Origin of the sequence: Mycolicibacterium vulneris, from assembly GCF_002104765.1 — a bacterium.
GTDB lineage: Bacteria > Actinomycetota > Actinomycetes > Mycobacteriales > Mycobacteriaceae > Mycobacterium > Mycobacterium vulneris.
Map to the genome: position 1 here is coordinate 1 of NZ_NCXM01000024.1, position 22,090 is coordinate 22,090.

A 22,090-nucleotide genomic window follows, 5' to 3' on the forward strand; every position below is an offset into this window, starting at 1 on the left:
GGCGGCCCCCGCTGCCGCCGCCCCCAAGGCCGTCGCGGCGCCCACCACCCCGGCTCCCGCGCTGGCCCACCTGCGGGGCACCACCCAGAAAGCCAGCCGGATCCGTCAGATCACCGCGAACAAGACCCGCGAATCCCTGCAGGTGACAGCCCAACTCACCCAGACCCACGAGGTCGACATGACCAGGCTGGTCGGGTTGCGGGCCAGGGCCAAGGCGGCGTTCGCCGAGCGCGAGGGGGTGAACCTGACCTTCCTGCCGTTCATCGCCCGCGCGGTGATCGACGCGCTGAAGATCCACCCCAACGTCAACGCGAGCTACAACGAGGACACCAAGGAGATCACCTACTACGACGCCGAGCACCTCGGCTTCGCGGTCGACACCGAACAGGGCCTGCTCTCCCCCGTCGTGCACAACGCGGGCGACCTGTCCGTGGCCGGGCTGGCCAGGGCGATCGCCGACATCGCCGCGCGCGCCCGGTCGGGCAACCTGAAACCCGACGAGTTGTCCGGCGGCACCTTCACGATCACCAACATCGGCAGCCAGGGTGCGCTGTTCGACACCCCGATCCTGGTTCCGCCGCAGGCCGCCATGCTGGGCACCGGCGCGATCGTCAAGCGGCCGCGGGTCGTGGTCGACGACAGCGGCAACGAATCGATCGGCGTCCGGTCGATCTGCTATCTGCCGCTGACCTACGACCACCGGCTGATCGACGGCGCGGACGCCGGCCGCTTCCTGACCACCATCAAGCACCGGCTGGAAGAGGCAGCCTTCGAGGCCGACCTCGGCCTGTAAAGAAGGACATGCGAACGTGGCTCGCGCTGGTCAGAACTCCATCGTCGCGATTGCGGGTTCGTCCGGACTGATCGGTTCCGCCCTGGCCGCGGCCCTGCGCGCCGCCGATCACCGGGTGTTGCGCATCGTGCGCCGGGCCCCGGCGAACGCCGATGAGCTGCACTGGAATCCCGAGACCGGCGATCTCGATCCCGACACGCTCGTCGACGTCGACGCCGTAGTCAACCTGTGCGGCGTCAACATCGGCAAGCGGCGGTGGTCGGGCGCCTTCAAGCAGAGCCTGCGGGACAGCCGCATCGCCCCCACCGAGGTCCTGGCGCATGCCGTCGCCGATGCCGGTGTGGCGACCCTGGTCAACGCCAGCGCGGTGGGCTTCTACGGCAACACCAAGGACCGCGTGGTCGATGAAAACGACCGCGCGGGAAAGGGTTTCCTGGCCCGGCTGTGCGAAGACTGGGAGGCCGCCACGCTGCCCGCCCAGTACGCGGGCGCGCGGGTGGTACTGGCCCGCACCGGGCTGGTGTTCTCCCCCGCCGGCGGCGCGCTGGGCGGGTTGCGGCCGTTGTTCCGCGCCGGGCTCGGCGCCCGGCTGGGCGGCGGGCGGCAATACATGTCGTGGATCACGCTGGAAGACGAAGTGCGCGCGCTGCTGTTCGCGATTTTCGACCCCGAGCTGTCCGGCCCGGTGAACATGACCGGGCCCGCGCCGGTCACCAACGCCGAATTCACCACGGCTTTCGGGCGGGCGGTCAACCGACCGACGCCATTGATGGTGCCGGGTTTCGCCATCCGTGCCGCGCTGGGCGAGTTCGCCGACGAGGGCCTGCTGATGGGGCAACGCGCCATCCCGTCCGCGCTCGAGCGCGCCGGTTTCGTCTTCCACCACAACACCATTGGCGAGGCGCTCGCCTATGCCACGGCCCGACGCGACCACGACTAGCGCCGCCGCGTCGCCCGGGCTGTGCCCGGCCGGCCCGGGCCGAGTACCGTCGCGGACGTGATCGATTCCATCCGGTCCAGCCAGGCCTTGATCGATGTGCGCCGTCTCGGCATCGTCGACTACCGCGTGGCCTGGCAGCAGCAACGCGATCTCGCCGACGCCCGGGCGGCCGGTGGCAGCGACACGCTGCTGCTGCTGGAGCACCCCGCGGTCTACACGGCGGGCCGGCGCACCGAGCCGCACGAACGACCGGTAAGCGACGCGCGCGTCGCAGATGTCATAGACACCGACCGCGGCGGCAAGATCACCTGGCACGGTCCCGGCCAGTTGGTCGGGTATCCGATCATCGGCCTGGCCGAACCGCTCGACGTGGTCAACTACGTGCGACGCCTGGAAGAGGCGCTGATCAAGGTCTGCGCCGACCTGGGCGTGGACGCGGTCCGGGTGCCGGGCCGCTCCGGGGTGTGGGTGCCTGGCGGCGAGGGCCGACCCGACCGCAAGGTCGCCGCGATCGGCGTCCGGGTGTCGCGGGCGACCACCCTGCACGGATTCGCCCTCAACTGCGACTGCGACCTGGACGCCTTCAACGCGATCGTGCCGTGCGGCATCAGCGACGCCGGGGTGACGTCGCTGTCGGCCGAACTGCGCCGCGCGGTGTCGGTCGAGGACGTCCAGACTTCGGTCGGCGACGCCGTCTGCGATGCCCTCGACGGCGTCCTGCCGGTCCGTGAACACCCCGCCGCCCGAGTAGCATCAGCGATGTGACTGTCGCACCCGAAGGACGCAAGCTGTTGCGCCTGGAAGTGCGCAACGCCGAGACCCCGATCGAGCGCAAACCGCCGTGGATCAGGGTGCGGGCCCGGATGGGCCCGGAGTACACCCAGCTCAAGAGCTTGGTCCGGCGCGAGGGGCTGCACACGGTCTGCGAGGAGGCCGGCTGCCCCAACATCTTCGAATGCTGGGAGGACCGCGAGGCCACCTTCCTGATCGGCGGCGACCAGTGCACCCGCCGCTGCGACTTCTGCCAGATCGACACCGGGAAGCCCGCCGAACTGGATCGCGACGAGCCCCGGCGAGTCGCCGACAGCGTGCGCACGATGGGACTGCGCTACGCCACGGTCACCGGCGTGGCCCGCGACGATCTGCCCGACGGCGGTGCCTGGCTGTACGCCGAGACGGTGCGGGCCATCAAGGAACTCAACCCGTCGACCGGCGTCGAGCTGTTGATCCCCGACTTCAACGGCGAGCCCACCCGGCTGGCCGAGGTGTTCGAGTCGCGCCCGGAAGTGCTGGCGCACAACGTCGAAACCGTGCCGCGCATCTTCAAGCGGATCCGGCCCGCCTTCACCTACCGGCGGAGCCTGGACGTGCTGACCGCGGCGCGCGACTTCGGGCTGGTCACCAAGAGCAACCTCATCCTCGGCATGGGCGAGACGCCCGACGAGGTGCGGACCGCCCTGGCCGACCTGCACGACGCCGGCTGCGACATCATCACCATCACCCAGTACCTGCGCCCGTCGGCGCGTCACCACCCCGTCGAGCGCTGGGTGAAGCCGGAGGAATTCGTCGAGTTCGCGCAGCACGCCGAACAGCTGGGTTTCGCCGGGGTGCTGGCCGGACCGCTGGTGCGCTCGTCCTATCGCGCAGGACGGCTCTACGAGCAGGCCGCCCGCAGCCGCGCCTGACGACGCCGCGGCACGGTGGCGGCGCCTGCCCGTCGCGGCCCTACGTATTCTTTGACTATGGCTAAACCCCGCACCGCCGCTGAGAACAAGGCCGCCCGAGCGCAGGCGCAGGCCGCCCGCAAGGCCGCCGCGCGGGAGCGGCGCACCCAGTTGTGGCAGGCGTTCAACATTCAACGCCAGGAGGACAAGCGCCTCCTGCCGTACATGATCGGCTCCTTCCTGCTGATCGTGGGCATCTCGGTGGGGGTCGGCATCTGGGCCGGCGGGCTGACGATGATCACCCTGATCCCGCTTGGGGTGGTGCTGGGCGGGCTGGTCGCCTTCATCGTGTTCGGCCGCCGCGCCCAGAAGTCGGTGTACCGCAAGGCCGAAGGCCAAACCGGTGCCGCCGCATGGGCTTTGGACAACCTGCGGGGCAAGTGGCGGGTGACCCCGGGGGTGGCCGCGACCGGCCATTTCGACGCCGTGCACCGGGTGATCGGCCGGCCCGGCGTGATCCTGGTCGGCGAGGGGGCGGCGACCCGGGTCCGACCGCTGCTGGCACAGGAGAAGAAGCGCACCGCGCGGCTGATCGGGGACGTGCCGATCTACGACATCATCGTCGGCAACGGCGAGGACGAGGTGTCTTTGGCCAAGCTGGAGCGCCATCTGACCAAGCTGCCGGCCAACATCACCGTCAAGCAGATGGACACCCTGGAGTCGCGGCTGGCCGCGCTGGGGTCTCGGGCCGGAGCCGCCATCATGCCCAAGGGGCCGCTGCCCAACTCCGGCAAGATGCGCGGTGTGCAGCGCACCGTACGCCGCAAGTAGCGCAGGGCTTCAGCGGCCTGGCCGCCATGAATTCAGCGGCGCACGACGGCCGTCGCGGTCAGCCGGTCCTGGATCCCGCGGCCGTCGAAGTCGGTGAACAACGCCGGCACCACCGTCCCGACCAGCACGCCGCGCACCACCGCCCGGCCCAGCCCGACCGACCCGCGACCGTCCACCGTCACCACCTGGAGGCGCAGCGCCAGCTGGCCGGGCGTGAACCCGAACAACCGCAAAAACACCACACCCAGCACGAACCAGATCACCAGGACCGCGGTGGCCAGCGCCGGCTGGGACAACCAGCCGAATCGCATGGCCAGCGCGGCCAGGCCGTACGAGATCAGCCAGTCGATCATCAGCGCGCCCAACCGGCGCCCCATCGGCGCCAGCGATCCCGGCCCGCTCTGCGGAAATCCGAGCTTCTCCCCGGGGTATGCGGATCGTGATTCCGCCATCATCGGCGCGGACCGCGGTCCGAATAACCGGCCAGAACGGCCTGGCAAGGAGGGCGGACGGTGCGCCCGGCCACCAGAAAAGATACGATCTTGCGATCCATGGCCCCACAATAGAACCCGCCGCCGACGCGGCCACTTTTAGCGTGTGGCATGGTCACGTAACGTGCGCGCAACATCGGGTTGACTGACGGGCAACATCTGGTCCATAGCGTCAGGCCGCGGATCTCACCAAGTAAAGGAGCATTCTGTGACGGAAACGACGCCCGACGACGTCTTCAAACTCGCTAAGGACGAAAACGTCGAATTTGTCGACGTCCGGTTCTGTGACCTGCCCGGCATCATGCAGCACTTCACAATTCCGATTTCGTTCTTCGACGAGAGCGTTTTTGAGGACGGCTTAGCCTTCGACGGCTCGTCGATTCGCGGATTCCAGTCCATTCACGAATCCGACATGCTGCTCCTCCCCGATCCCGCGACCGCGCAGATCGACCTGTTCCGCGCAGCCAAGACGCTGAACCTCAACTTCTTCGTGCACGACCCATTCACCCTCGAGCCGTACTCGCGCGACCCGCGCAACATCGCCCGCAAGGCCGAGAACTACCTGATCAGCACCGGCGTGGCCGACACCGCCTACTTCGGCGCCGAGGCGGAGTTCTACATCTTCGACTCGGTGAGCTTCGACTCGCGCACCAACGGCTCGTTCTACGAGATCGACGCGATCGCGGGCTGGTGGAACACCGGTTCGCCGAACGAGCTCGACGGCAGCCCGAACCGCGGCTACAAGGTGCGGCCCAAGGGCGGCTACTTCCCCGTCGCCCCCGTCGACCACTACGTCGACCTGCGCGACAAGATGCTGCACAACCTGATCACGGCCGGCTTCAGCCTGGAGAAGGGCCACCACGAGGTGGGCACCGGCGGCCAGGCCGAGATCAACTACAAGTTCAACACGCTGCTGCACGCGGCCGATGACATGATGCTCTACAAGTACATCGTCAAGAACACGGCCTGGCAGAACGGCAAGACCGTCACGTTCATGCCCAAGCCGCTGTTCGGCGACAACGGCTCCGGCATGCACTGCCACCAGTCGCTGTGGAAGGACGGCAGCCCGCTGATGTACGACGAGACCGGGTATGCCGGCCTGTCGGACACCGCCCGTCACTACATCGGCGGCCTGCTGCACCATGCGCCGTCGCTGCTGGCGTTCACCAACCCCACCGTGAACTCCTACAAGCGCCTGGTGCCCGGCTACGAGGCGCCGATCAACCTGGTCTACAGCCAGCGCAACCGGTCGGCGTGTGTCCGCATCCCGATCACCGGCACCAACCCGAAGGCCAAGCGGCTCGAGTTCCGTTGCCCCGACTCGTCGGGCAACCCGTACCTGGCGTTCTCGGCCATGCTGATGGCCGGCCTGGACGGCATCAAGAACAAGATCGAGCCGCAGGCGCCGGTCGACAAGGACCTCTACGAGCTCCCGCCGGAGGAGGCCGCCAACATCCCGCAGGCGCCCACGCAGCTGTCGGCGGTGATCGACCGGCTCGAAGAAGACCACGAATACCTCACCGAAGGCGGCGTTTTCACGCCCGACCTCATCGAGACGTGGATCAACTTCAAGCGCGAAAACGAGATCCTGCCGGTCCAGATCCGACCGCACCCTTACGAATTCGCGCTGTACTACGACGTCTAGGTCGGTTGACGAAAACACCCGCGTGGCACATCGCCACGCGGGTGTTTTCATCTTGGGCGTCGGCCATGCTGAAACGGGCCTAGACGAACTTCTCGTCATGCTCGATGTCAACCACTCCTGAACGAGACTCAACTCGACGCATCGGTGAAATGGCACGGCCACGACGGTTTTCGGTGTTCTGAACCCGAGCCGCGGCCAGCGTCGAGCTCGCCGAGACATGTGTCCAAGCTCGACGACGATAAGAACGCCGAATTCTTCTACTGGCTAAGGCGTTACAGGCTGGCCCGGCGCGCCTGGCACGTTAGGTGCCGCCGGCGCGTTAGGTGCCGCCGGCGCGGTGGGTGCGGCCGGCGCGTTGGGTGCGGCCGGCGCGGCCGGAACGCCATTTTGCGTATCCGAAACGCCGGGGGCGTCCGGAACGCCAGGAGCGCCCGGAACGGGCGGCGGTGCGGGTACCGGTGGCGGAGACGGCGGATCTGCAATCGCCGTTCCAATACCAAGTCCGACGGCGGCTAAGCCCAATCCGCCGACGAGGGTTGCTTTTGCCGTGAATTGTTTGAGGTTCATAACCACATCTCCTCGTCCCGTTGACGTCGCATGTTTTGCTTGGCCAACTCGGGATCCAGTCAAAAGTACCACTGCCCGCCGTGTCTGTAACCACACTGACCAGTGCCTATTGAAAATCTCAGCAAGCGACCCCTGCGGACACGTCAGCGGCTACGCCAATCGCCCACGAAAACCGCGGCCTCACATGTGAGATTGAAATCTGTTCAACGAAAAACACTGGCATCCCTCGACCGCACGTAACGCCCTCCCGAAATATGAGCACCCTCAACAAAATCGAGAACAAACGATGGCAAGCTGCCGGGCGTGACTACCAGCGCATCACCAACAGCGTCAACGCGGGCCTCCGGTCGACCTGACTCTGCGGTCTGAATGTGGTTGACTGCGTGCCGAACTCGACGCTGCGTCGGTTGCTACCGCGCGCAGCGTCCACCGCCCAGTCGGGTCAGAATGAAAGCCAAACCATTCGGCTGAACCGGGTAGTTCGCGCCGCACTACCACGTCCGAGTCGGGTTGACGAAACCACCCGCGTGGAGATTGCCGCGCGGGTGGTTTCGCATTTTGCTGCCTCGGCTGTTATCCGCGGCGCGCACAGTCCTTGTCGGCGGGCGCTGACGGCCACGCGCAGGCGTCGATGTCCGTCGTGCTGCCGAAGCCCCCTCCGGTGAAGACCCCGAAGGCGTTGCCATTTCTGGCGGTATACGTCGCCCCGCCGCCGCCCGGTCCGTTACCTGCGCTGTCGACGATCAGCGTCCAGTTCATGCTCAACAGCGCGGCCTTGTACGCGGTCATCACGTCGGCCGGCGGCCCGTTGACGAAGAAGTGCGAACGGATGCCGCCGTCATGAATGGGATCGGGGCCGTCGGTTCTGTTCGTGGTCGCCGGCGTCGGGATCAGCGACCGCAGATACGCGACGGCGGCGGCGGTCGTGGCCTGCGACACGATGGTCGTGACGGTGTTGGTGTGGTTCCCACCCGTGGTCGTCGAGAAGCCCACATACGGTGAACCACCGCACGCCGCCGTCACCACTGCGACGGCCGCTGCCGCGATGCAAACAGTGGGGCGCATCTGGACTCCGTTCGGGGCAGGGATTCCCGAAACATAGGTGATGGGGCGCCGCGCGAGCGTGCCTTCGCCGCCGTTTAGGTGCCCGGAGGCGTCGAATTAGGTGTCCTCTAGCCGTCGAGCGCGAGGTCTTTGCGGAAGCGCTGCATGCCGTCGATCTTGTCGTCCAGGCTGGCATCGGGCCCGGCGTAGAACATCCATGGCATGGTGATGATGCCGGTGATCCCGGCGTCCTCGACGCGCTGATAGTCGGCGGTGGTGAACGCGTCGGTCAGCGGCGTCAGAATGGTGAAATCGTCCATGTTCAAACCGTTTTCGGCGCGCATCTCCCGCAGCCGGCCGACCGCCTCGATGGCCCGCTCGGACTTGATCAGGTCGCCGATCCAACCGTCGTTGCGGGCGGCGCGGCGCAGCGCGATGTCGCTGAGCCCCCCGACATACACCGGTATCGGTGGCGGAGTGGGCTGCATCTCCAGCCGCGGGGCTTGGTAGAACTGGCCGTCGAACTCGGTCCAGCCCGGCGACCACAGCGCCCGCATCAAGTCGATGATTTCGTCGGTGCGCTTGCCGCGGGCCTCGAACTGCTCACCCATCAAAGCGAATTCCTCGCGGCACCACCCCACACCGATGCCCAGCTCCACCCGGCCGGACGCCAGAACCGCCGCGGTGCCAATGGCTTTGGCCGCCGAGTACGGGTTGCGCATCGCGGGGATGTAGACGGTGTTGACGAACCGCAGCCGCGTGGTGACCTGAGCCAGCGCACCGACGAGCACCCAGGGATCGGGCCAGTCGGTGAAGGGCTGCCAGCGTCGTTCCCCGTCTTTGGTGTACGGGTACGGGGTGTCCAGGGTCTCCAGGTTGACGACGTGGTCGGGGATGCCGATCCCGTCGTAGCCGAGCTCGTCTGCCGCCTTGGCGAGCTCGATGATCTCGCGGGTGTTCAGGAAGGCGCTGCTGATGTAGAACTTCACTGCGCCTCCTGCGCCCAGGCCGGCTCGATGAAGACCCCGTCGGCCTCGACGGTGACGCCGGCGGCATCCGAAATAATGCCGCGCGCAAAGACTTTGCGGCCCTCCTTGCCGTCGACCCACGCCTCGCAGCGAAGCGGGCCCAGCGGGGTGCCGCGCAGGTACTTGACGGTGATGGTGCCGGTGAAGCGCGCCTTGGACAGCCCCTCGCTGGCCGCCTCGCCGAGCATGTGGTCGAGCACCAGGGCGCTGACGCCGCCGTGCACCAGCTTGGGCGGACCCTCGTAGGCCGAGCCGAGGGTGAACTCGCTCCAGCAGCGCCCGTCGCCATCGTGGTGCACGACGATCGGCGGGGCGATGGGGTTGCACACGCCGATCGCGGCGTTGCCCAGCGGCAGCGGGCGGCCGTTGACCCGGTAGCTCACCCCGAGCGGGCGGGTGCGTTGCCGCAGCGACGCGGTGACGGCCTCGATCGCCCGCTTGGCCTCGGCGACGACGTCGTCGTCGGCCTCGGTCCGGATGGTGGCGTCGACGAGCTCGCGGACCGCGTCGGCCAGCGGAGCGTACAGCGCGGTCACGCGATCGGCCTCCGCCGCGCTGAGCACCTCGAATATGGCGTCCAACGCGCCAGCCTCCTGACTCAACTTCCAAACACCTTGCGCACCACCGCTTTTGCCCGTCGCGTCACCCGCAGATAGTTGTCCAGGAACTCCCCGCCCTCATCGGTCGGCCAGCCCGCGGCCACGGCGACCGCGTTGAGCTGGCGTCCGGGCCCGGGCAACTGGTCGGTGGGCTTACCGCGGACCAGCACCAGCGCATTGCGCGCCCGGGTGGCGGTCAGCCAGGCCTGTCGCAACAGCTCCACCTCGTCGGCGGGCACCAGGTCGGCCGCGGCGATCGCGTCCAGGCACTGCAGCGTCGAGGTGTTGTGCAGCGCGGGAATCTCGTGCGCGTGCCGCAGTTGCAGCATTTGCACGGTCCATTCGACGTCGGCCAGCCCCCCGCGGCCCAGCTTGGTGTGCGTGTTGGGGTCAGCGCCGCGCGGCAACCGCTCCGAATCGACACGGGCCTTGATCCGCCGGATCTCCTGCATCGCCTCGGCGGACACCCCGTGGGCCGGATACCGCGTCTTGTCGGCCATCAGCAGGAACCGCTGCCCCAGCTCCGCGTCGCCGGCGACCGAGTGCGCGCGCAGCAGCGCCTGGATCTCCCACGGCTGCGCCCACTGCTCGTAGTAGGCGGCGTAGGACGCGAGGGTGCGCACCAGTGGACCACTGCGGCCCTCGGGCCGCAGGTTGGCGTCGACCTCCAGCGGCGGATCGACGCTGGGCGTCCCCAGCAGCGCCCGAATCTGTTCGGCGACACCTGTCGCCCAGCGCACCGCCGCGGTATCCTCGACGCCGGGCGCGGGTTCGCAGACGAACATCACGTCGGCGTCGGACCCGTAACCCAACTCGGCGCCGCCCAGCCGGCCCATCCCGATGACCGCGATCGCGGCCGGCGCCTTACCGTCTGCGGGCAGGTTGACCCGGATCATCGCGTCCAGCGCGGCCTGCAACACCGCCACCCACACCGAGGTCAGCGCCCCGCACACGTCGGTGACCTCGAGCATGCCGAGCAGGTCGGCGGACGCGATGCGGGCCAGCTCGCGCCGTCGCAGCGTGCGCGCCCCGGCGATCGCGCGCACCGGGTCGGAGTAGCGGCTGGCCGCGGCGACCAGCGCGCGGGCCACCGAGGCGGGGTCGGTGTCGAGCAGTCTGGGGCCCGACGGCCCGTCGCTGTAGTCCTGAATCACCCTCGGCGCGCGCATCAGCAGGTCCGGCACGTACGCCGAGGTGCCCAGCACGTGCATCAGCCGGCGGGCCACGGCGGGCTTGTCGCGCAGCGTGGCCAGGTACCAGCTTTCGCCGGACAGCGCCTCGGAGAGCCGCCGGTAGGCCAGCAGCCCGCCGTCGGGGTCCGGCGTGTAGGACATCCAGTTCAGCAGCCTGGGCAGCAGCACCGACTGCACCCGGCCGCGCCGCCCGCTCAGGTTGACCAGGGCCGACATGTGCTTCAGCGCGGTCTGCGGACCCTCGTAGCCCAGCGCCGCCAGCTGGCGCTCGGCGGCTTCGGAGGTCATGCCGCGGGCGATCTCCAGCCCGGGCGGGCCGATCGATTCCAGCAGCGGCTGATAGAAGAGCTTGGCGTGCAGCTGGGACACCCGCAGGTTCTGGTGCCGCAACTCCTCGCGCAACACCCCGGCCGCGTCGTGGCGCCCGTCCGGCCGGATGTGGGCGGCCCGCGCCAGCCAGCGCACCGCCTCCTCGTCGTCGGCCTCGGGCAGCAGGTGGGTGCGCTTGAGCCGCTGCAGCTGCAGCCGGTGCTCGAGCAGCCGGAGGAATTCGTAGGAGGCGGTCAGGTTGGCCGCGTCCTCGCGGCCAATGTAGCCGCCCTGGCCCAGCGCGGCCAGCGCGTCGACCGTCGACGCCACGTGCAGCGAGTCATCGCCTCGGCCGTGCACCAGCTGCAGGAGCTGCACGGCGAATTCCACGTCACGCAATCCGCCGCTGCCGAGCTTGATCTCGCGGCCGCGGACCTCGGCGGGCACCAGCTGCTCGACCCGGCGGCGCATGGCCTGCACCTCGACCACGAAATCCTCACGCTCGCAGGCGACCCAGACCATCGGCATCAGCGCGTCCAGGTAGCGCTGCCCGAGCTCCGCGTCGCCCACCGCCGCACGGGCTTTCAGCAGCGCCTGGAACTCCCAAGTCTTCGCCCAGCGCTGGTAGTAGGCGACGTGCGACTCGACGGTGCGGACCAGTTCCCCGCTGCGCCCCTCCGGCCGCAGCCCGGCATCGACCTGGAAGAAGGCCTCGGAGGCCAGCCGCATCATCTCGCCGGCCACCCGGGTGGTGATCGGGTCGGCCTGCTCGCCGACGAAGATGACGTCGACGTCGCTGACGTAGTTCAGTTCGCGGGCACCGCATTTGCCCATCGCGATGACCGCCAGCCGCGGCGGCGTCCGGTCGCCGCACACGCTGTTCTCGGCTACCCGCAGCGCGGCGGCCAGCGCGGCGTCCGCCAGGTTCGACAGGTGGGCCGCCACCATGGTGAACGGCAGCACCGGTTCGTCCTCGACCGTCGCGGCCAGATCCAGCGCGGCCAGCACCAGCAGCTGGTCGCGGTACAGCGTGCGAAGGCGCACCATCGCCGAACCCGGCGCCTTCAGCGCTTCGTCGACGCATTCGGTGAACATGTCGCACAGCCGGTCGTGGGTGGGCAGCGTGACGTTGCCGCGCAAGAGTTTCCAGGACTCGGGCTGCGCGATCAGGTGATCACCCAGGGCCAGCGACGAGCCGAGCACGCCGAACAGCCGGCCGCGTAGCGGACGTTCGGCCAGCAGGGCGGCGTTGAGCTGATCCCATCCGGCGTCGGGGTTCTCCGACAGCCGGACCAGGGCGAGCAGCGCGGCGTCGGGATCGGGCGCGCGCGACAACGACCAGAGCAGGTCGACGTGGGCCTGGTCGTCGTGGTCGTACCAACCCAGCTGCGCCATGCGTTCGGCCGCTTGCGGATCGACCAACCCGAGCCGGCCGACGCTGGGCAGCCTGGGGCGCTGCGTCGCGGGTTTGGTCACGCCCACGACCGTAGCGCAAGCCGCCGGCGTTCAGCCTGATCGGCGCCCGATCCGGGTCAGAGCGACAGGTAGGTGCTCAGCTCGTACGGGGTGACGTGGCTACGGTAGTTGGCCCACTCCGTGCGCTTATTGCGCAGGAAGAAGTCAAAGACGTGCTCCCCCAAGGTTTCCGCGACCAGCTCGGAAGACTCCATGGCGCGCAGCGCGCTGTCCAGGCTCGTCGGCAGCTCGCGATAGCCCATCGCGATGCGTTCCTCGGCGGTCAGGTCCCACACGTTGTCCTCGGCCTGCGGTCCCAGCACGTAGCCCTTCTCCACTCCGCGCAGCCCGGCGGCCAGCAGCACCGCGAAGGCCAGGTACGGGTTGCACGCCGAATCGGGGCTGCGGACCTCGACGCGCCGCGACGACGTCTTGTGCGGCGTGTACATGGGCACCCGCACCAGGGCGGACCGGTTGGCCGCACCCCACGACGCTGCGGTGGGCGCCTCGCCGCCGCCGACCAGTCGCTTGTAGGAGTTGACCCATTGGTTGGTGACGGCGCTGATCTCCGAGGCGTGCTCGAGGATCCCGGCGATGAAGGACTTGCCCACGTCGGAGAGCTGCAACGGGTCGTCGGGGCTGTGGAACGCGTTGACGTCACCCTCGAACAGGCTCATGTGGGTGTGCATGGCTGAGCCGGGGTGCTGGCCGAACGGCTTGGGCATGAAGGTTGCGCGGGCGCCGTTCTCGATGGCGACCTCCTTGATGACGTAGCGGAACGTCATCACGTTGTCGGCCATCGACAGCGCGTCGGCGAAGCGCAGATCGATCTCCTGCTGGCCGGGCGCGCCCTCGTGGTGGCTGAACTCCACCGAGATGCCCATGAATTCCAGGGATTCGATCGCGTGGCGGCGGAAGTTGGAGGCTGAGTCGTGGACGGCCTGATCGAAGTAGCCGGCGTTGTCGACGGGGACTGGCGGCGTGCCGTCGTCGGGGCCCGGCTTCAGCAGGAAGAATTCGATCTCGGGGTGCACGTAGCAGGAGAAGCCCAGGTCGTTGGCCTTCTGCAGCTGGCGGCGCAGCACGTGCCGCGGGTCCGCCCACGACGGCGATCCGTCCGGCATGGTGATGTCGCAGAACATCCGCGCCGAGTGGTGGTGGCCGTTGGGCGAGGCCCACGGCAGCACCTGGAAGGTGGACGGGTCGGGGTTGGCCACGGTGTCGGATTCCGAGACCCGCGAGAAGCCCTCGATCGAGGAGCCGTCGAAGCCGATGCCCTCCTCGAAGGCGCCCTCGAGTTCGGCCGGGGCGATGGCGACCGACTTGAGGAAACCGAGCACATCGGTAAACCACAGCCGAACGAAGCGGATGTCTCGTTCCTCGAGGGTGCGGAGGACGAATTCCTTCTGTCGATCCATAACTCGAACAGTATGCAACGGCTGTTAACTCTGTGTTACACCGACGCTAGTGCTGTGCGCTGACCTGTGAATACGTGGTCGTCTGCGAGCGCTGTGCGGGGGATTATCCTACAGTCCGCTACGTCCCTCGCCGGTCGAAAAAGGAGGGCCACATTTATGCCAACCGTGCTCATTATCGACGGACCAGTGCCACTATGACCAACGTGAACGAGTTCGGCCCCAGACTCAACATTCGGGTGCCCGCCGACGCGACTCGCGTCGGAGAATGGTTACCCGGCAAGGACGGGCGGCTGGTGCGGTTGTTCGGCGGCACCCGCCGCACCGCGGGCGGCTGCAGCGTCGATATCGTCGGCCAGCAATGCGCCGACGGGACGGTACCCCACCGGTGGGTAACCGTGGCGCCCCTCGACGACATGTCTGAGAGCACCGACTTCGGCGCGGCGGCGGTAAGGCAACACGCCTACAGCTTGCTCAACACGGCCGAGATAGACGGCATCACAGACCCGGAGTTGGCCGCGGAAGGATTCGCGTTTGCCGAGGCGCTCCAGGCCGCCGCCGATGAGATCGACTGCTGGTCGCGCTGCACCGACACCTTCATCTGAAACACGCCGCACAACACTCAGGTGTCCAAAGCGGGCACCTGAGCTTTTCGGCCGGCGTCATGCCCCCGCCAGTACCACGATCAGACCGTGAAGCCCAGGTCCTTGAGCAGCTTTTCCGTCGTGATTACTGTGAGTCCACGCGCGCGAGCACGATTCGTAAGCCGACGCTCATTGGTCACGAGTTCACACTGCTCGTACTGGGCCGTGGCAGCGATCAGAGCATCACGGGTGTGATCAATGTTGCCGGATCGAAATTCCTCAAGGGCCTCCCGGTCATCTCCGAAGCGAGCCCAGTTAAGGCGGGAGAAGTCCAGGACGCGCGCGCCGGTTGGGACGAGATTCCCCAACGCGGCGAGCGCTAAAAGGAGGCGTGCTCGGCGGTCCTCGTCGGGAACCACGGCGAGTTCGTCGATGTTGACGTGGGTGTACAGCACCTCAAGTTGCCCCTGTTCGATCGATGAACGCATGGCCTCGTAGGCGCCAGGAATGTCGATGAGGGGGTCAATCGCGTTGGAATCCACGACCACGCGTCGCATAGCGCGGCAGTGTAGTCGCCGCGGCGCTCAACTAATTGCGCTGGGAACCGGACCGGCGACGCACGCGTCGAACCAAATAGGTTGCCCCCGGACTCTTTCCACCGGGGGCAACCTCTAGTCCTGGGGTGGCTCGTCCAGAAATCGTTGATGCTGATGGTCGAGTTCTTGACTGCGCGGATGCGGAACCGCATCTCCAGGAGGTGTGTGATTTGCCGAAGCAGGTCAAAAGGGTCGATTCCGTTGTGGATTTGAATGTCGACCGCTTTAACATGCGATAGGTCCGATGGCGGGCTTTGACCCCACTCCGACCTCGGCACCGCGATGACATGAACGTTATGCGGACCCGACTCACCGGCTCCGAAGTCGAGACCAATGATCTGCCACTCGTCGATGTCGATGCCGGTGAGCGTGTAGACATCGACGTCTCCGGTCTTTTTCTCGTCGAGCTGTGCAGTGCCACTCCAGTCGGGGAAACTCACCGAAGCGTCACCCCACCCGTATTCGTCCACGTGCAATTACTCGTCCCCTCCCTCGTCGGGTTTATGCGTGGTGCCGTACCGCTGCTCCGCGGCCTGGCGGCTAATCCCTAGTGCTAGGCCGATAATCGCCCAGCTGTCGCCGACGTCGCGGGCCGCCGCCACCGCCGCCTGTAGCTCGGCCGGGGCGGCGTCGCCGGTCACCGCGGCACGGATACGCCGGAAGTGGGTGGCGTCGCGCACGTCGGCGGGGGTGATCTCCTCGGAGTCCAGCCAGGCGTCAATCTCGTAGGCGCTCGGATCTGAGCTGCGGGCGAACACTTCCAACGGGCCGTTCACTGTGTACTCGCCGGCCTCCACCGCGCGGCTCATCTCCGCATACTCCTCCGGGCTGCGCTTCGCCATGTAGAGGAGGATAAATCTCTTGGGAACCCGAACGCGATGGGCTGCGTCGGAACAATGTAGATCGGAATCAACGATCAGGTTGCCCGACAACTCATGCGGATTGGCCGAAACGAGGCGCTATCAAATTCCGCAAGCCTGCGGAATTTACCAAACTCCATCATCGCCCTCTACGAACTCTCCCGGCTCCTCGCCGAAGACATCGAGCAAGGCATCGCCGAAGGCGAGATCACGTCGGATATGGTGGACACCCGCACATCCCCAAGGCCTTTGGCGAACGATGCGCCGGAAGCGTCTGTAGCCATGGCGTTACAGACTCACCGCGATTGTCAACTTTGACATTGTACAAGATGACAATCCACCTGCTTCTTTCGTTGTCTCCATTGCGCTTTAGCCGTTCTGCGGGGCGTGGTTCACGGGTACGCCGCCATCATCGCGGCCGCGGTGGTCGTCGCGTAGAGGTTGGGGGCGGTCCTGGGTCGTGCCCGCCGTCGTGAACACGTGCGCCTGACTCAGCCCCTTGCTGAATGACGCGAAACTAGTTCGGGCGATTCCTATTTCGTCGCCTACTAACAGGCAGGTGTTGCCCATTCAACACCTCCAAGTTGTTAGCTGCCTAGAAATTATGGAAGCTTTGTGTGGTTGAGAGATCTGGCCGCGGGTATACGCGCAGGCCGGACCTCCGGTCGAAGGGGCTTCAGAGTAGAAGTCCAGCGGTTTGCATATTGCGGGCCCGCCGTCGCGGTGAGGGTAGTACCGCGCACCCATGTGCGCAGGGGCGCAGGGGTCCGGCCCCTCTTCTTTAAGCGCGTCTTTAGAAGAGGGCAAAGTGAACCAACTCGTCGCAATCATTTTCGTAATCGCCTTCCTGGTCATCGTTCTCCACGAAGTCGCGATCTTCGTTGCCGGGATTTGGATCGGTCGCCGCTGGCAAAACGAAATCGCCAGGAGGCGGGCTGATCGGGTTCTAGAGCAAACCGTTGCGAACGCTCACCGGTCGGGCTACCTCGCCGGTTACGACCGTGGCTACCGCAGGCTCTAACCGGGACGGGAGCGCGCGGGCCGGGAACATTTACCAAAATCCCGGTCCGCGCCGCAGCTCGCAAGGCGCCTGCACAACAGGCGGCAGAGTCGAGGGGTGAACTGCGCCGTTGCGTGTTGATCCTTAGCTGCACCGGACCGCCTTCATCCGCGTCGATTACAACCGCGGCAGCAGTACTCGTGCGGTTATTGCAAGCGGGATGCCGGTGCGGGCGGCTCGACAGCCATCGCGATCTCGGCCGCGCACGCCGCGGGTGCCCGACTATCCCTCGACGGCACAGCCGTGGTGTGCGGTGCCTGCCTCAAACGCCCCCTCGAAGACTTTCTTCCGCCTGCGGCTAGCGAAGGGGGTGCCGAGTGAGTGTCGAATTGATTGAGCCGCAGCCTGAGACGCGCATCGACCTTGTCAAATTCCGCAGGCTTGCGGAATTTGATAGCGCCTCGTTTCCGCCAATCCGCATCAGGCGCCGTTGCCGGGCAACGGCGCCTGGCTGCGGTTAGGTCTCTTGGTTGGGAGACGTTGGCAGCGGTCGTGATTCACACGTTGGCCGATGCGCGGGACCGGCTGCTGGCTGAGCGCGACGAGAACACCTGCCGCAACGACTCCACAGCCTCGAGCAGACGCGGCAGCCAGGCGCGACGATGATGTCGTCGTTGGCTTGAATGTTTCTGGCAGACCAAGTTCATCTCCAACATTCGTTGGACGGGATCAGGTTGTGGCGTGATGCTTAAAGCAACCGGAATACACGGGCCGACAAATCGCCCGCAAGCCCACCGGTGTGAAGGCACTCATGACGCAAAGGCGCATTAGAGAGGAGGTAGGAAGCTATGTCAGAAGTGAAGCTGCTCAATATCGGTGAGGTTGAGCCACATGTATTCACCAGGTGGGACATCACCGGCCACCAGGTCAACCGCCACCTGCTCAGCAAGGCGCTCACCGGCACGGATGACGTGGTCCTCGACCAAATCACGTTCCCGCCCGGTTTCGTCCACCACATGCACCGGCACCCCTACGCTGACATGGTCATCGTCCCGTTGAGCGGTGTAGTGCAGTTCCTCGGCGCGCCGGGATCCCGCGTCGAGGTGTCGCCCGGACAGGTCCTTGTCATCCCGCGCGGAAACTGGCATGAGATCAGCAACGTGAGCACCGTGGACAGCCAGGTCCTGCACTTCTTCTCCGGGGTGGGTGCGCTCGACGATATCGGCTACGAGGCCTACAAGGGTGAGGCGACCGCATCGGTTGGAGGCGGACAATGAAAACGAAGCAGTCCATGCGGATAGCGGTCATCGGGCTGGGCAGGATGGGGCGCGCGCTGGCAGAGCGGTTGCTCGAGGTGGGTCACCAGGTCAGCGTGTGGAATCGGACCGCTGGCCGGGCTGGTGCACTCCAGGAACAAGGAGCCACGGTCATGGACTCTGCGGATGACCTCGGTGACGACTGTGATGCCGTGTTCCTGTGCCTGGCCGACGACCGGAGCACCCTCGACGTGGCGACTCCCCAAGGTGAGGCGCGAGCGAGCTGGGCACAGACCCTGGTGGTCAACACCGGCACGGTGGCTCCCGATGTCATCACTGCTCTCGCGCACGCCTACGGTGAGCGGTTTGTCAACGCGCCGATCCTCGGGGCGCCGCAGGCCCTGCGCTCGGGTGCGGCCAAGTTCATCGTCGGCGGCCCGGCCGTAGCCCGTCAGGCGCTGCTACCGCTGTGGCAGGCGTTCGCCGGGGCACTCGATGTCGGCGAGAACCCGCAGACCGCGGCGGTCATCAAGCTATTAAACAACCAGATGCTGCTGGTGCAGCTGGCGGTAATCGCCGAGACCATACGCGCGGGCCGCGCCGCGGGTGTCGACGACGCGACCTTGGCGGCCATCTTGCGCGAGTCGCCGATGATGCCCGCGGGTCTGCGCAACCGCATCGACGTCTTCTTCGACCCCAATCACGCCGGTTGGTTCAGCACCGTGCAGGGCGCCAAGGATGTGACGCTCTTCTTAGACCTCGCCAAGGGCAGCGGGGCACCGCTGCCGGTCACCGAGGCCGCGCGCGACGCCTACCGCCGAGTGGCTCAGGATGGGTGGGAGACGCACGACGTCACCGCCCTGGTCGAGTACGGCCGGCGTTCGCCGTGACTGGCGCCAAAGCGAGATCGGCGGATCCGGTTCAGCCCCTTGAGTTTCGGCGTCCTCAACGTCGCGGTGACCCTTCAAGCAAACAGGAAAATCCGGGTTTTTTCGCTGCCAGGCGCCCCGCGACCCACGCCAATTGGAGCCACGGCCGCGAAACGCGGTCGAGTGTTGGTTGGTAAATGTGGTGGGATGGCCGTCCCTCTGTGGTGGTCGGGCGGCCCCTTCCCCTCCCGGCGGCCCCATTGAGTTTGAGGTGGTCATTCGCCGACGCCAATCAGTTTGGCGATACGGGCCTCTTCAACAGCCTTGCGGTGCTCGCTGCGTCGGCGACGGGCCTGAACCGACTTCAACACGAGATTGGCGTAGTAAGCCTTGCGTAGCGCCTTAGCGCGCTTAGGGTCGCCATCGGCTTCACGAAGGAACTTCGCTTAAGCGCTGCGCGCGCCGGGGCTGTTCGCTTCGTGCGATCTACTATGTTCGCCCAGGAACGGTGCGCGTTGACACGATGCTGCTGGGACTTCTCAAATTCTGATGCGGGTATGGCTGCCGCTCCCCCTTCGGGTCGCGGCTCGCTGCCCAACCAATGCGAGCGTTCACGGTCTCAGCCGTATGACGAAACCATAGCCTAGCAGCGCTGTGCCTATTCTCCGTTCAAGACACGCAATATGTCGTCCCTGAGTTGCTTGACCCCGCGGTAGATTTCGCCGGCGTTTGGGATGGCTGCGATGTCTTCAACGTGGTCGGCGAGCCACCCGGCCATCTGTTGCTCTAGCGTCCTGGGCCGCTTATCGAGCGTGGGTTGGTCAATGGCGTGGCTCTTTTTGCCCTCCTTTAGCCACTGTTCGATGTCTCCGCCGGAAATGCTGCGGTTGGACGAGTTGGCACTCACGATGTGAAAGCGCTGAGGGGATCGCCTGTGAGGGGGGCGACGATCAAATCGTCCTGGCTGGCACCTTGCCTGAAGAATGGGGCGTTGCCGACCAGCGAGACCCGCCCGTAAGAACGGTGGACCACTACCGTGCCGAACCGGATGTGAAATACCTCGGCGAGTAATTCTCCGGTCGTCTTTTCGTACAGTTCTAGATCACGAAATCGCCTACGGCTTTTAGGGTTAAGCAGAAGTGCATCAAGAGCATCGAGGATGTCCTGTTTGTTCTTGTCGAACTCCTCACGGCTCAGGTGCACCGGATTGCTCACACTTCCCCCAGCCCGAGGTTGAGGCGGTCGAACTCGGCGGCGGCTCGCTGTTCGACGGCGGCCTTCGCGTAGCGACCGACCATAGTGTTGTCGGTCCAGCCCGCGTGCGCCATCAGCCCGGTCTCAGTGCCCCCGTTTTTCAGCCAGCGCACCGCGGCCGTATGACGCAGCCTATGAACATGAAAGTTGTTGACTTTGGCCTGCGTTGCGCGGCTTTTGAGTGTGCTTACCAGGCCGGTGTAGGAGAGCCTCTTGCCCCTGGCGCTCACCCACAGCGGCCCGCTGTCTGCGGGCTGCCCGGCGCGGCGTCGGGTACGGCAGTAACTATCGAGGACTGCGGCGCAGCCCGGCGAGAAGCGGACACGGCGCCCCCGGCCGCCCTTGCCTCTCACCACGTGCAGCGTGCACAGCTCCACATCTACGTCGGAGATGTCGAGCGCCAACAGTTCGGCGGCCCGGACCCCGGTCTCCGCCAGGAGCACAAGCATCGCTTTATCCCGCCGATCCCGAATCTCGGTGCCCTCGCACACTTTGATGAGCTTGCGCACCTCGTCCTCGCTGAGGTCGGGCACCGAGCGGTCGTCGAGTTTCGGTGGCTTGAGGGAGAGGATCGGATCGGGGTCGAACCCCTCCTCGGTGGCGAGCCACCTGGCGAACAGCTTCACGGCGGTCAGCCGCAGCCGCACCGTCGCGGCCTCACTGCTCGCCAGGGATGCCAGCCAGCCGGTGACGGCCGCCTTGGTCAGCTCCGGCGGGATGTCCTGTTGGCGGCAGTAGTCGAGGAACGCCTCGACGCCGAGCCGGTAGCTCCGCAACGTCTGCGGCGACTTGCGTTGGGCGCGTAGCACGATTTGCCACGACGCCAACAGCTCCCGCAAGTCCAGCAAACTCGATTTCATATCGTTATCCTACACTTGAATGCTATGCGGGCGTGTTATCTGACACTTGATCGGCATTCCTGCAGGTAGAACCGTTAGTCTGCAGATTTGCTAACCATCGATAGCTCTGTGTTACCGATGCCCGCTCAGAAGCATTGCGAAGCTTGCCGGGCGCTGGTCAGGACTGGCAGCGGTAGGCGCAAACGAACGCAGTCGGCGCTACGGGAGCTCGCCTTGATGGCTCGGGCAGTAGACGTCCACCGATGCGGTGACGAATTTGACCGCGGTGCGGCTGACGCGATCGGAGACTATGCGTAGGGACGGATTTTCCGAGTACGCCCTGTTCACTTCCTCGTCCACGGCGTCCTGGACCGAGGACCCGTGATCGAGTTCGCCACAAATCTCACGGGCTCGATAGACGAGCCCCGGCACGTTATCGGTGGCCGGAATCTGTTGCTGGGCGAGCAACGCCACGAATTGCGCGTCCTGACTCGGGTCGGCCCCCGCGCCGCCGGCGCAGATAACTGGGGCGGCAAGCAGCACCGAAGTGTTGACCAGAGCCTCTGCGAGGCGGGCGATTCGGACGCGCACGGCAGAATTTTCGTTTCTTTGTGTCACCAGCTCGGCAGATCTCATCTATTGGATACCGAACGGTAACAGCGGAGGTGGCTGGCGCCTGCAATGATCGACATCATAACCGGTTGTCATCATCGATCACCACAGCGCTTTCGCCCGAACCCGCAGCTGAGCGGCATGGCGCGACGGCAGCATCGGAGCGCGCCCCTTCAGGCGACGGCGTGTGCGGTGATCGCGGCGTTGCTAAGCATGCCCCCGATCGTGGCCGGCACGCCACAGCTG

At 66.3% G+C, this 22,090-nt stretch carries 23 protein-coding genes; 11 read left to right on the forward strand and 12 right to left on the reverse strand.

Translation table 11 applies throughout. The features are described 5' to 3' along the window. The 5 genes from sucB to B8W69_RS20835 all read left to right on the forward strand — a co-directional run. On the forward strand, positions 1-793 hold a 793-nt coding region (sucB, locus tag B8W69_RS20815), incomplete at its 5' end, for a 2-oxoglutarate dehydrogenase, E2 component, dihydrolipoamide succinyltransferase (RefSeq protein WP_085291674.1). 16 nt (positions 794-809) lie between these two features. After that, a complete protein-coding gene (locus B8W69_RS20820; RefSeq protein ID WP_085291675.1) occupies positions 810-1,733 on the forward strand; it encodes a TIGR01777 family oxidoreductase in 924 nt (307 codons plus the stop codon). A 57-nt stretch (positions 1,734-1,790) separates the two neighbouring features. Continuing rightward, a complete protein-coding gene (gene lipB, locus B8W69_RS20825) occupies positions 1,791-2,498 on the forward strand; it encodes a lipoyl(octanoyl) transferase LipB (protein ID WP_085291752.1) in 708 nt (235 codons plus the stop codon). Then, positions 2,495-3,418, forward strand: coding sequence for a lipoyl synthase (gene lipA, locus B8W69_RS20830; protein WP_085291676.1), 924 nt, complete (start codon positions 2,495-2,497; stop codon positions 3,416-3,418). The genes lipB and lipA overlap by 4 nt, the downstream gene beginning before the upstream one ends. Positions 3,419-3,475: 57 nt before the next feature. Further along, positions 3,476-4,228: a DUF4191 domain-containing protein gene (locus B8W69_RS20835; protein ID WP_085291677.1), complete on the forward strand. Its 753-nt coding sequence runs from the start codon at positions 3,476-3,478 to the stop codon at positions 4,226-4,228. Between the two features lie 32 nt (positions 4,229-4,260). Here the strand turns inward: B8W69_RS20835 and B8W69_RS20840 are convergent, their stop codons facing one another. Further along, positions 4,261-4,683 (reverse strand): RDD family protein, encoded by a 423-nt coding sequence (locus B8W69_RS20840; protein ID WP_085291678.1) that lies wholly within the window; start codon positions 4,681-4,683, stop codon positions 4,261-4,263. A gap of 244 nt (positions 4,684-4,927) precedes the next feature. Here B8W69_RS20840 and glnA (B8W69_RS20845) point away from each other — a divergent pair, with 244 nt between their 5' ends. Beyond that, the gene (gene glnA / locus B8W69_RS20845; RefSeq protein WP_085291679.1) at positions 4,928-6,364 is read left to right on the forward strand and encodes a type I glutamate--ammonia ligase; all 1,437 of its coding nucleotides are present in this window, start codon (positions 4,928-4,930) and stop codon (positions 6,362-6,364) included. Between the two features lie 1,140 nt (positions 6,365-7,504). On the opposite strand, the gene B8W69_RS20855 is transcribed toward glnA (B8W69_RS20845), so the two are convergent. The 5 genes from B8W69_RS20855 to glnA (B8W69_RS20875) form a co-directional block, all read right to left on the reverse strand. Then, entirely contained in the window at positions 7,505-7,996 is a 492-nt protein-coding gene (locus B8W69_RS20855; RefSeq protein WP_085291681.1) for a hypothetical protein, read from the reverse strand. Between the two features lie 107 nt (positions 7,997-8,103). After that, positions 8,104-8,964: a TIGR03619 family F420-dependent LLM class oxidoreductase gene (locus tag B8W69_RS20860; RefSeq protein WP_085291682.1), complete on the reverse strand. Its 861-nt coding sequence runs from the start codon at positions 8,962-8,964 to the stop codon at positions 8,104-8,106. Then, on the reverse strand, positions 8,961-9,605 hold the full coding sequence (locus B8W69_RS20865; RefSeq protein WP_085291683.1) for a PaaI family thioesterase: 645 nt from the start codon (positions 9,603-9,605) through the stop codon (positions 8,961-8,963). The genes B8W69_RS20860 and B8W69_RS20865 overlap by 4 nt, the downstream gene beginning before the upstream one ends. Beyond that, the gene (locus B8W69_RS20870; RefSeq protein ID WP_085291684.1) at positions 9,602-12,586 is read right to left on the reverse strand and encodes a bifunctional [glutamine synthetase] adenylyltransferase/[glutamine synthetase]-adenylyl-L-tyrosine phosphorylase; all 2,985 of its coding nucleotides are present in this window, start codon (positions 12,584-12,586) and stop codon (positions 9,602-9,604) included. The genes B8W69_RS20865 and B8W69_RS20870 overlap by 4 nt, the downstream gene beginning before the upstream one ends. 50 nt (positions 12,587-12,636) lie before the next feature. After that, positions 12,637-13,977: a type I glutamate--ammonia ligase gene (glnA, locus tag B8W69_RS20875; RefSeq protein ID WP_065030618.1), complete on the reverse strand. Its 1,341-nt coding sequence runs from the start codon at positions 13,975-13,977 to the stop codon at positions 12,637-12,639. A gap of 203 nt (positions 13,978-14,180) precedes the next feature. On the opposite strand from glnA (B8W69_RS20875), the gene B8W69_RS20880 reads away from it, so the two are divergent. Then, positions 14,181-14,579, forward strand: a complete 399-nt coding sequence (locus B8W69_RS20880; RefSeq protein WP_133058016.1) for a hypothetical protein — start codon at positions 14,181-14,183, stop codon at positions 14,577-14,579. Positions 14,580-14,659: 80 nt separating this feature from the next. Here the strand turns inward: B8W69_RS20880 and B8W69_RS20885 are convergent, their stop codons facing one another. Beyond that, positions 14,660-15,115 carry a PIN domain-containing protein gene (locus tag B8W69_RS20885; protein ID WP_110882009.1) on the reverse strand — a complete coding sequence of 152 codons (456 nt, stop codon included), beginning with the start codon at positions 15,113-15,115 and terminating at the stop codon, positions 14,660-14,662. A gap of 515 nt (positions 15,116-15,630) precedes the next feature. Continuing rightward, positions 15,631-15,912, reverse strand: a complete 282-nt coding sequence (locus tag B8W69_RS20890; protein ID WP_085291753.1) for a hypothetical protein — start codon at positions 15,910-15,912, stop codon at positions 15,631-15,633. Between the two features lie 177 nt (positions 15,913-16,089). Between B8W69_RS20890 and B8W69_RS30360 the strand changes: the two genes are divergently transcribed. The 4 genes from B8W69_RS30360 to B8W69_RS20905 all read left to right on the forward strand — a co-directional run bounded on the left by B8W69_RS30360 (position 16,090) and on the right by B8W69_RS20905 (position 19,160). Continuing rightward, complete coding sequence (locus B8W69_RS30360) at positions 16,090-16,332, forward strand: hypothetical protein (RefSeq protein ID WP_133058017.1); 243 nt, start codon at positions 16,090-16,092, stop codon at positions 16,330-16,332. A 490-nt stretch (positions 16,333-16,822) separates the two neighbouring features. Further along, a complete protein-coding gene (locus B8W69_RS20895) occupies positions 16,823-17,035 on the forward strand; it encodes a hypothetical protein (protein WP_085291686.1) in 213 nt (70 codons plus the stop codon). 827 nt (positions 17,036-17,862) lie between these two features. After that, the gene (locus tag B8W69_RS20900; protein WP_085291687.1) at positions 17,863-18,291 is read left to right on the forward strand and encodes a cupin domain-containing protein; all 429 of its coding nucleotides are present in this window, start codon (positions 17,863-17,865) and stop codon (positions 18,289-18,291) included. Further along, a complete protein-coding gene (locus B8W69_RS20905; protein ID WP_220084566.1) occupies positions 18,288-19,160 on the forward strand; it encodes an NAD(P)-dependent oxidoreductase in 873 nt (290 codons plus the stop codon). Before B8W69_RS20900 ends, B8W69_RS20905 begins: the two co-directional genes overlap by 4 nt. A 637-nt stretch (positions 19,161-19,797) precedes the next feature. Here B8W69_RS20905 and B8W69_RS20915 read toward each other — a convergent pair. The 4 genes from B8W69_RS20915 to B8W69_RS20930 form a co-directional block, all read right to left on the reverse strand. Beyond that, the gene (locus tag B8W69_RS20915; protein WP_085291688.1) at positions 19,798-20,046 is read right to left on the reverse strand and encodes a hypothetical protein; all 249 of its coding nucleotides are present in this window, start codon (positions 20,044-20,046) and stop codon (positions 19,798-19,800) included. Then, entirely contained in the window at positions 20,043-20,354 is a 312-nt protein-coding gene (locus B8W69_RS20920; RefSeq protein WP_085291689.1) for a hypothetical protein, read from the reverse strand. The genes B8W69_RS20915 and B8W69_RS20920 overlap by 4 nt, the downstream gene beginning before the upstream one ends. Then, positions 20,351-21,253 (reverse strand): tyrosine-type recombinase/integrase, encoded by a 903-nt coding sequence (locus B8W69_RS20925; protein WP_085291690.1) that lies wholly within the window; start codon positions 21,251-21,253, stop codon positions 20,351-20,353. The genes B8W69_RS20920 and B8W69_RS20925 overlap by 4 nt, the downstream gene beginning before the upstream one ends. 198 nt (positions 21,254-21,451) lie before the next feature. Further along, positions 21,452-21,823 (reverse strand): DUF732 domain-containing protein, encoded by a 372-nt coding sequence (locus B8W69_RS20930; RefSeq protein ID WP_165762657.1) that lies wholly within the window; start codon positions 21,821-21,823, stop codon positions 21,452-21,454. Positions 21,824-22,090: the final 267 nt, after the last annotated feature.